Source organism: Bradyrhizobium sp. NAS96.2, from assembly GCF_001908235.1.
Classification (GTDB): Bacteria; Pseudomonadota; Alphaproteobacteria; order Rhizobiales; family Xanthobacteraceae; genus Bradyrhizobium.
Window position 1 is genome coordinate 1 of record NZ_LGHK01000269.1, and the last position, 8,877, is coordinate 8,877.

General features: G+C 65.0%; 7 protein-coding genes. 4 read left to right on the forward strand and 3 right to left on the reverse strand.

Features of this window, described 5'->3' with window-relative positions:
* The first annotated feature begins 277 nt into the window (after window positions 1-277).
* Window positions 278-1,054 carry a sulfite exporter TauE/SafE family protein gene (locus AC628_RS38720; RefSeq protein ID WP_074131890.1) on the forward strand — a complete coding sequence of 259 codons (777 nt, stop codon included), beginning with the start codon at window positions 278-280 and terminating at the stop codon, window positions 1,052-1,054.
* 39 nt (window positions 1,055-1,093) lie between these two features.
* The gene (locus AC628_RS38725; protein ID WP_074131891.1) at window positions 1,094-2,038 is read left to right on the forward strand and encodes an MBL fold metallo-hydrolase; all 945 of its coding nucleotides are present in this window, start codon (window positions 1,094-1,096) and stop codon (window positions 2,036-2,038) included.
* 272 nt (window positions 2,039-2,310) lie between these two features.
* Here AC628_RS38725 and AC628_RS38730 read toward each other — a convergent pair whose 3' ends face one another.
* Window positions 2,311-3,720, reverse strand: a complete 1,410-nt coding sequence (locus AC628_RS38730; RefSeq protein WP_074131892.1) for a flavin monoamine oxidase family protein — start codon at window positions 3,718-3,720, stop codon at window positions 2,311-2,313.
* 198 nt (window positions 3,721-3,918) lie between these two features.
* Between AC628_RS38730 and AC628_RS38735 the strand changes: the two genes are divergently transcribed.
* On the forward strand, window positions 3,919-4,800 hold the full coding sequence (locus tag AC628_RS38735) for a YiiX/YebB-like N1pC/P60 family cysteine hydrolase (protein ID WP_245321545.1): 882 nt from the start codon (window positions 3,919-3,921) through the stop codon (window positions 4,798-4,800).
* A gap of 187 nt (window positions 4,801-4,987) precedes the next feature.
* The gene (locus tag AC628_RS38740; RefSeq protein ID WP_074131896.1) at window positions 4,988-6,586 is read left to right on the forward strand and encodes a glycosyltransferase family 39 protein; all 1,599 of its coding nucleotides are present in this window, start codon (window positions 4,988-4,990) and stop codon (window positions 6,584-6,586) included.
* 33 nt (window positions 6,587-6,619) lie between these two features.
* On the opposite strand, the gene AC628_RS38745 is transcribed toward AC628_RS38740, so the two are convergent.
* Together AC628_RS38745 and AC628_RS38750 are read right to left on the reverse strand one after the other, a co-directional pair.
* The gene (locus AC628_RS38745; RefSeq protein WP_074131894.1) at window positions 6,620-7,567 is read right to left on the reverse strand and encodes a hydroxymethylglutaryl-CoA lyase; all 948 of its coding nucleotides are present in this window, start codon (window positions 7,565-7,567) and stop codon (window positions 6,620-6,622) included.
* Window positions 7,568-7,574: 7 nt separating this feature from the next.
* Window positions 7,575-8,744: a CaiB/BaiF CoA transferase family protein gene (locus AC628_RS38750; protein ID WP_074131895.1), complete on the reverse strand. Its 1,170-nt coding sequence runs from the start codon at window positions 8,742-8,744 to the stop codon at window positions 7,575-7,577.
* Window positions 8,745-8,877: the final 133 nt, after the last annotated feature.

An 8,877-nucleotide genomic window follows, 5' to 3' on the forward strand; every position in this document is an offset into this window, starting at 1 on the left:
GACGGTGGCAACCGAAGCTGCCTGGCTGCTGATTGCACACATCAGACTCCTGACCCGCAGACTTGCCGCTGCAGATAGGGGGCGATGATTTATGAGTCAGACTCTGAGGAGGCCGTGTAGCGGCCGTCTCGAAGGGTCGACGGCCCGACTGTGGCCGATTCATCCTTCGAGGCTCGCTCCGCTCGCACCTCAGGATGACGGGTTTGATTGACTTGCGGTCGTATTTGAATCTCGATACGAGCGCGCGCACAGATCAAGCCTCATCCCCTCGCCTCCCATGACCTCCTTCACCCTCATCCCGTCCGACATCTCGACCAGCATCGCGCTTGCGATCTGCGCGATTGCCTTCGTGTCAGGCACAGCGCGCGGCTTCTCCGGCTTCGGCTCGGCGCTGATCTTCATGCCGCTCGCGAGCAGTGTCGCGGCGCCGCGGCTGGTGGCGGCGCTGCTGCTCATCATCGACTTCGTCGCCGCGACGCCGCTGCTGCCGAACGCCTGGACGCATGCCGACCGCAAGGCCACCGCCGTGATGGTGGCCGGCGCGCTGGTCGGCGTTCCCATCGGCACCTATTTCCTCACCGTGCTCGAGCCCGTGACCACGCGCTGGATCATCTCCTGCTTCGTCGCAGCGCTGCTTGCATTGCTGCTGTCGGGCTGGCGCTACCACGGTAAGGATCACGCCGCGCTCTCGATCGGCGTCGGCGGCCTCTCCGGCTTCTGCAGCGGCCTCGCGCAGACCGGCGGCCCGCCGATCGTCGCCTACTGGCTCGGACGGCCGATCTCGTCGGTGATCTCACGCGCCAACATCGTGCTGTTCTTCGGCGCCTCGGATTTCTTCTCGCTGGTCAGCTACTGGTTCACCGGATTGATCACGATCGAGTCGGCCAAATTCTCGCTCATCGTAGGTCCCATCTACGGCATCGGCGTCTGGTTCGGCGCCTCGCTGTTCGGCAAGGCCAGCGAGCAGATGTTTCGCGCGATCTGCTACGCGCTGATTGCAGCGGCCGTCATCGTCGGCCTGCCCGCGCTTGATGGCATTTTGCGCGGCGGGTAGGGTCGCCAGAGCTCAGAAGACGACTGCGGGAGGAACACCATGATCGATCGCCGCACCACATTGAAACTAGCGCTCGGCAGCGCCGCCATGCTCGCGGCGCCTAGCGTGCGCGCGCAAAATGCAAAGCCACGCACACGGATCGTGTTCCTCGGCACCAAGGGCGGCCCGCGCGTCGGCATCGGCGCCTCCAACCCCGCCAATCTCGTCGTCGTCAACGACACGCCCTTTGTCATTGATTGCGGCATGGGCGTCAGCCGCCAGCTGGTCAGCGCCGGCGTGCCGATCCCGTCCGTGAAGTACATCTTCATCAGCCATCACCATTCCGATCACAATCTGGAATACGGCAACCTGTTCTACAACGCCTGGGCGGCGGGCCTCTCGACGCCGATCCATTCGTTCGGTCCCAAGGGCATCGAGGCGATGACGAAGGAGTATTGGGAGCTGAACAAATTCGACGTCGAGACCCGGATCGAGGACGAAGGCCGGCCCGATCCGCGAAAGCTCTTGATCGCGAAAGACATCACCGACGACGGCATGGTGCTGAAGACATCAGACGTCACCGTCACTGCGTTCCGCACGCCGCACCCGCCCATCGTCGACAACTTCGCCTACAAGTTCGAGACGCCGGACGGTGTGATCGTGTTCTCAAGCGACACCGCCTACAATCCGAAGCTTGCCGAGTTCGCGAAGGGCGCCGACGTGCTGGTGCACGAATGCCTCTACATTCCCGCGGTCGATCGCCTGGTGGCGAAGACGAAGAACGGCGCGACGCTGAGGAAGCATCTGCTCGACAGCCACACCTCGACCGAAGACGTCGGCCGCATCGCAGCCGCCGCCGGCGTCAAGACGCTAGTGCTGAGCCATTTCGTGCCCGGCGACGATCCACTCGTCACCGACGACGACTGGACGCGGGACGTGAGGACGAACTTCAAGGGCCGGATCGTGGTGGCCAAGGATCTGATGGAGCTGAAGCTGCCGGTGTGAGGCACGGCAAAACTCGCGCAAATCATGTCGCGGGAAAGCGGATGTATGTCTCGCAGACCGCGCAACACATTCGATGTCGTCCCTGCGAAAGCAGGGACCCATAACCACGAATGGTTATTGGCGAGCGGCGTCGGAACGACGAGTCCTGATCACAACATCTGCTGCGGCGTATGGGTCCCTGCTTTCGCAGGGACGACACCTATTGCGTGGCAGCACCCAACGCCAGATCACCGCACGCGCGACGGTCAAGCCGGCCGCGCTCAGCGGTCTCCTCAATTCATCGGCCCGGCCGATCGCGGCGCGCGGCGCTTGTGTTTTGCGGCAGGGGCTGCGGGCTCCGGCGTCGTCTCCTTCACGCCGCCGATCCTGCGCAACGCGGCATCCGCAGCACGCTCGCCGCTCTCCCAGGCGCCGTCGATCGTACCCCACAGCGTCTCATGAGTGGCCTCGCCGGCGAGATACATCGCGCCGATCGGCTCGGACAGGATCCGGCGCGAGAACTGCGCGCCGGGTGCTGCGGCCGACATCGCGCCTTGAATGAAGGGCTGTGCATTCCAGCGCGTCGCGCTGGTCTTCTTCACGGCGGCGCCGACCTCGCTGCCATAGAGCTTCGTCAGCCATTCCACCGCGAACGCAGCCATCGCCTTCTCGCCCTGCGCGGACAGGTCGCGGCCGAACGAGCCTGCGACGTCGATCGTGCACAGCGAGGAGCCGGCGATATTGCCGTAGAGCAGCGCGGTCTTGGTCGAACTGCTCTGCTCGATGATGACGTCGTCGCGCGACAGCCCGAGCGGATTGCCGGGGATCTGCAGCGCGATGCGATCATAGCTGCCGAGGCTCAGCTTGGCGGCGGCGTCGAGCGCGCGCTTCGGAAGCTCGGGCGCGAACTTGATGTTGCCGCTCACGAGCACGTTGCTCGACACCGTGACGATGGCGGCACGCGCGGTGATCTTGCCGGAGGCCGTCTCGACCATCACGTCGCGATTGCTCCACAGGATGCGCTGCGCCGGCGTCGACAGCACGAGCGGCAGCCCCTCGCCGAGCTTCGCAATCAGCGCGCCGAGCCCCTGCCGGCAGGCGATCGCGGTGTTGCGATCCTGCGCGCGCACCTTGTCGACGGCGGAGAGATCCTTCAGATCCTTGCCGCTGAAATTGGCGCCGAGCAGGAATTCCGCAGTGCCGGCCCAATCGCCGAGATCCTTCGGCATTGCCGCGGCGCAGGCGATATCGGCCTTGCGCGAGGCGTCGTCGATGGCGCGATTGGCGCGCACCAGCGCGGCCAGGAATTCCTCGGTCTCGCCGGGACGGGCGTAGCGCCGGCCGATGCGGATCTTCTGGCCCGCGGGCGCCGTCACGATGTCGAGTCCTGCGGAGCGCGCCAGGCGGATCATCGGATTGGTTTCGGGATTGTGCATCCAGCGCGCGCCGCGGTCGAACGGCACATCGAAGCTCGATGCGTCGGTCTGGCAGCGGCCGCCGACCTGGCCGGACGCCTCCAGCACGATCACCTTGCGGTTCGCGGCGGCGATCCGTCGCGCCGCGGCAATGCCTGCGGCACCCGCGCCGATCACGACGATATCGGCCTCGCGCGGCGGCGGCGCAGCAAGCGCCCGGCCGCCAAATACTGGCGCCAGCGCGAGAGCAGCCGACGCCGACAGGAAATCGCGGCGGGTCACTGTCATGACATAGCTTCTGGCATGGTTTCCGGGGACTTGCAGAGAACGGGAACGCTTCGCGAACTGTGCCGCATCTCACCGACCGCAGCAACACTCATGGTAAATCAATCATGATTGATCCGCTGATGGCATGAACTAAATTGCAACGGCTTGCGACCATGATTAAGTGAACACAAGCGGTCGTAGAACCGCTGGGGGGAATCCATGGGCGTAATGCTCGATACCGTCGGTAAATGGATCGCGGGGTACCTGTCGAAGGAAGTCCCCGGTTACGAGCCGTTCACGCCGAGCGACCCGGACCATCTGCGGGGCATCATGCAGCCCGGCGATGTACTGCTGGTCGAAGGCAACAACCGCATTTCCGGCATCATCAAGTATCTCACGCAATCGACCTGGTCGCATGCCGCGCTGTTTGTCGGACCGATCGACGGCGCGTTCGAGCCCGACGGCGAGCAGCACGTGCTGATCGAGGCCAACATCGGCGAAGGCGTGACCTCGGCGCCGCTGTCGAAATACCTGTCCTATCACACCCGCCTCTGCCGTCCGGTCGGACTCTCGTTCGAGGACCGCACCACGGTGTGCCGCTACGCCATCAACCGCATCGGCTTCGGTTACGACACCAAGAACATCGTCGATCTCGCGCGCTATCTGTTTCCGCTGCCGATCCCGCAGCGCTGGCGCCGCCGCATGATCGCATTCGGCTCCGGCGATCCGACCAAGATAATCTGCTCGGCGCTGATCGCGCAGGCGTTCGACGCCGTGCGCTATCCGATCCTGCCCAAGATCACCCGCGCCGCCAGCCGCAAGGCGCGCCGCGAGATCCTGCATATCCGCGATTCGTCGCTCTACATGCCGCGTGACTTCGACATCTCGCCCTATTTCGAAGTCGTCAAACCCACCATCGTGCACGGTTTCGACTACACGGCCCTGCACTGGGCCGACAAGCAGAAGCCGCTCCAGGAGGTAGCCGGCGAATTCAGTGTGTTTCCAGAGCGTAAGTCGCCGCCGCTTGTTCCTGAAGCGATTGACGAAGGGGCGGCGCTTCCGGCTGCGGAAGTGATCAGCACGGAGCCCACGCCGGGATAACGGCCACCGATGTCGGACGCGGGATATCGCGCGCACCGCGGACGGCCTCGTCAACCATGATCTGGAATCGGTCTCGTTCTCCGGCTTCGTCGTTGAGTTCTCGCCGCTGCATCACTAGGGTGCGCGCGCTTCAAGCTTGCTTTCATCCGGTAGTTTTACGGTGTTTTGGTTGATCGATTTTTCGGCGATGGCCGCCGCGTCGGAGAAGGACCCGGCACGCTGGCGCCGTCCATTCAACAGCTGGCTCGAGGGAATCGAGACCGGGTGGTCGATCCCGCTGCTGCTCGCTTTCTTTGTCGCGATCTGGACGGCGTATCTCATCATCGCCTATCTCGGCGCCGGCCTGCATCCCGACGTGCTCGAGACCTGGACGCTCGGCCGCCACCTCGCATGGGGATACCCCAAGCATCCGCCGCTGATGGGCTGGATCACCCGGGGATGGACCGCGGTCTTTCCGCTGAGCGATTGGTCGCTGCAGCTGATGGCGATGGTCAACGCAGCCGTGGCGCTGTGGGCAGTCGACCTGATCTCGCGCCGCTTTGTCCGCGGCGAGAAGCGCGCGATCGTCCTGCTGCTGGCGATGCTGCTGCCGGCCTATCAATTCCACGCCCAGCGGTTCAACGCGAACGCGGTGCTGCTGGCATCCTGGCCACTGGCGACCTATTGCTTCCTGCGGGCGTTCGAGGCGCCGCGGCAAATCGGCTGGGCGATCGCGGCAGGCGCGGCCTGCGCACTCGCGATGCTCGGCAAATATTATTCGATCTTCCTGGTCGCAAGCTTCGTTTTCGCGGCCGTGCTGCATCCCGATCGCCGCCGCTATCTGCAGTCGGCCTCGCCCTGGATCTCGGCGCTGACCGGCATGCTCGTGCTCGGCCTGCATCTGCATTGGCTCGCCACGACGGGGGCAACGACGTTCGACTATGCGCTCGCGCATGCCGGTGCCGATCATGTCGCCGCGCTGTGGGAAGTCTCCTACTTCATCATGGGACTGATCGCCGCCCTCTCGGTCGCGGCGGTGACCTGGGTGTTCATTGCCGGCCGGCGGCTGGCGCGGCTGCCCGCGGATTTCCGCGCAATGAACCCGGGGCTCCGCCTGCTGCGGCTGGTCGCAATCGGCACCATCCTGTTTCCGGTGATCGTGTCGCTCGCGATCGGCACCGACCTGCCCTCGCTCTGGGCGGTGCAGGGCCTCTTCGTGTTCATCGTGCTGATCGTGTGCGGAACGAGCTACCCGATCGAGCGGTTCTATGCGGTCAACCTGACCGTCATGGTGGCCGGTATCGCGATTCTCGCGGTTGCCGTCGGCGCTCCGATCCACGCACTCTATCGCCACGCCTACGGCTATGAAGAAGGCCGCGGCTTCTATCATGCGGTCGCGACCGAGCTCACCGCACGATGGCACGACGCAGCCGGGACGCCGCTCGCGGCCGTCAGCGGCGACGATGCGCTCGCCTTCGCTGCGGCCTTCTACAGTCCGGATCATCCGTTCTATGCCCGGCCGTTTGCCTATCAGTACACCTGGGGCCTGCCGCGCAAGACCACGCTCGATCGCGGCTGGGCAGCGTTGTGCTTCGCCGACCAGCCGGATTGCCTGAGCTGGATGGCGCGCACGACGTTGCGCGCGACGGACGTCTTTCGCTCCGAGTTTGACGCCCAGGCGACGCTGCTGGGCAGGCCCGGCCGGACACGGCGGGTCGTGATGCTGATCGTGCCGCCCTACCGCGAAACAGCCCCAGTGCAGCCGTATGTCGAGGATTTCAGCTCGAGCCGCCGCATGCGCGACTGATCAGACGTTGCCGCTGCGCGGCGGCCGGTCACGCTACGCCGCCTTCGCCTTGGTGCCGCGCGGCAGGCCGGCGCGGGCGAGGCCGCCATAGAGCTGTTCGTTCGGCATCTCGGCTTTCAGGATCGCTCGCACCTCGACCAGGCGATCGAGATCGATGCCGGTCGGAAATCCCTTGCTCTCGCAGAGGAAGACGAGGTCCTCGAACACGACATTGCCGGTCGCGCCCGGCGCGAACGGGCAGCCTCCGAGACCGCCGAGCGAACCATCCAGCACGCGGGCGCCTTCATCGAGCGCGGCGGAGGCGTTGGCGATGCCCATGCCGCGGGTATCGTGCAGATGGACGCAGACCGGCTTGGAGCCTGCGATCTTTACCGCGCCGCGCGTCAGCTCGCCGACCGCCTTCGGTCCGGCATAGCCGACGGTATCGGCAATCGCGACCATGTCGACGCCGACCTCGTAGAGCTTCTCGGTGAGCCGCAGCACCTCCTTGGGATCGACGGCGCCGACGATCGAGCAGCCCAGCCCCATCGAGATCGCTGCATTGACCAGCGGCTTGTGCGCGCTGGCGTCGCGCAGCTCGCAGAGCCGCTTGATGTTCTCGATCGCGGATTCGCGCGAGCGGTTGGCATTGGCCTGGCTGTGCTCCTCGGTCGCCGACACCACCGAGGCGATCTCGGCGACGCCGGAGGCCAGCGCCTCGTTGACGCCGCGCTCATTCAGCGCCAGCGCGACGCCATGCGCGCCGGGCAGCGCGGCGATCGTCGCGACGACGTCGCGGACATCGGCGAATTGCGGAAATGTCTTGGCCGGCAGGAACGAGCCGACCTCGAAATGCCGGACGCCGGCGGCATATTCATCGCGCACCCAGCGCTGCTTCGCCGCGGTCGATGGGAATGTCTTCACCAGCTGCAGGCCGTCGCGCAGACCGACTTCGCGCAGGCTCACTCTGTCGTTCGGATAGATATCGTGGACGCGGGTCATGTCAGCCTCACGCAGCGTTTCCGGTTGATGAAATCTTGTGTTGTTCGAGCTCGGCGCGGACCGCGTCGGTTTCGGCGCCAAGCACCGGCACCTTCAGGCCCTCGCCGATATGGCTGCCGTTCCATTCTATCGGCAGCGCAGGAACGCGGAACGGCTTGCCGTCGGCATTGACGTTATTGACGAGGCCGCCCGGCCGCAACACATGCGGGTCCTGCAACAAATCCTCCGGCCGGTTGATCGGCGAGAAGCAGATGTTGAGCGCGTCGAGCCTTGCCGAGAGGTCGGCCACGTTCCAGCCCTTGATCACCTGGGCGACGCGCGGAATGATCCGGTCGCGCGCCATGATGCGGTCCGTGGTGCTGCGCAATGTCGGATCGTCGGCGAATTCCGTCAGACCAAACTCGCGGCAGAAGCTTTGCCAGTGACCTTCCGTCACGACGCCGATGAAGATGCGCTCACCGCCGGCGGCATCGAAGATGTCGTAGATCGGCCAGGCGTGCTCGCGCTCCGGCATCGAACGCGGCTTGCGCCCGGTCATCTCGTACTCGACCATGTGCTGGGCGACCAGGAACAGGCAGTTCTCGAACAGGCCGATGCGGATGTCGGCGCCGTTCTTGTTGCCGCCCCGCTTCTGATAGAGCGCGGCGAGGATCGAGATCACCCCGAACATGCCGCCCATGATGTCGTTGGCGGACGAGCCGACGCGCTGCGGCTTGTCGCGCGTGCCGGTCATCGCGGCGAGCCCCGACATCATCTGCACGACCTCGTCGAGCGCCGGGCGATGATCATAGGGACCGGAGAGAAAGCCCTTGTGGCCGGCGATGATCAGATGCGGATATTTCGCGCGCAGCTCCTCGGGCCCGAGACCCTGCTTGTCGAGCTGGCCGTCGCGGAAATTCTCCAGGAACACGTCGGCGCCAGCGAGCAGGAGATGCATTGTGTCGCGATCCTCGGGCTTGGTGAGATCGAGCACGATGCTGCGCTTGCCGCGATTGAACAGCGGGAAGAACGAGACACCCATGCCGCCGAGCGAACGGGTCTTGTCACCGGCCGGAGGTTCGACCTTGATCACCTCCGCGCCGAGTTGCGCCAGGATCATCCCGCAGGTCGGGCCCATCACCATGTGGGTCATCTCGACGACCCTTACGCCCTCCAGCGGCAGTCCGCTCCCGGTCATCGGTTTCTCCGTGCTCGTTGCGCTCTTGATTTAGACGCGTTTTCTTCACGCGAACCGGTACCCACTTCGCTCGAAAACGCTTCGTGATTGGCGCAGGTTAGGCTTCCGCACGCTATCTGAAAAATATAATCTG

What these genes read in the sequence shown, in the direction of transcription:
- AC628_RS38720 (WP_074131890.1), top strand. Translation starts at nt 278, where the DNA reads ATGACCTCCTTCACCCTCATCCCGTCCGACATCTCGACCAGCATCGCG.
- AC628_RS38725 (WP_074131891.1), top strand. Translation starts at nt 1,094, where the DNA reads ATGATCGATCGCCGCACCACATTGAAACTAGCGCTCGGCAGCGCCGCC.
- AC628_RS38730 (WP_074131892.1), bottom strand. Translation starts at nt 3,720, where the DNA reads ATGACAGTGACCCGCCGCGATTTCCTGTCGGCGTCGGCTGCTCTCGCG.
- AC628_RS38735 (WP_245321545.1), top strand. Translation starts at nt 3,919, where the DNA reads ATGGGCGTAATGCTCGATACCGTCGGTAAATGGATCGCGGGGTACCTG.
- AC628_RS38740 (WP_074131896.1), top strand. Translation starts at nt 4,988, where the DNA reads ATGGCCGCCGCGTCGGAGAAGGACCCGGCACGCTGGCGCCGTCCATTC.
- AC628_RS38745 (WP_074131894.1), bottom strand. Translation starts at nt 7,567, where the DNA reads ATGACCCGCGTCCACGATATCTATCCGAACGACAGAGTGAGCCTGCGC.
- AC628_RS38750 (WP_074131895.1), bottom strand. Translation starts at nt 8,744, where the DNA reads ATGACCGGGAGCGGACTGCCGCTGGAGGGCGTAAGGGTCGTCGAGATG.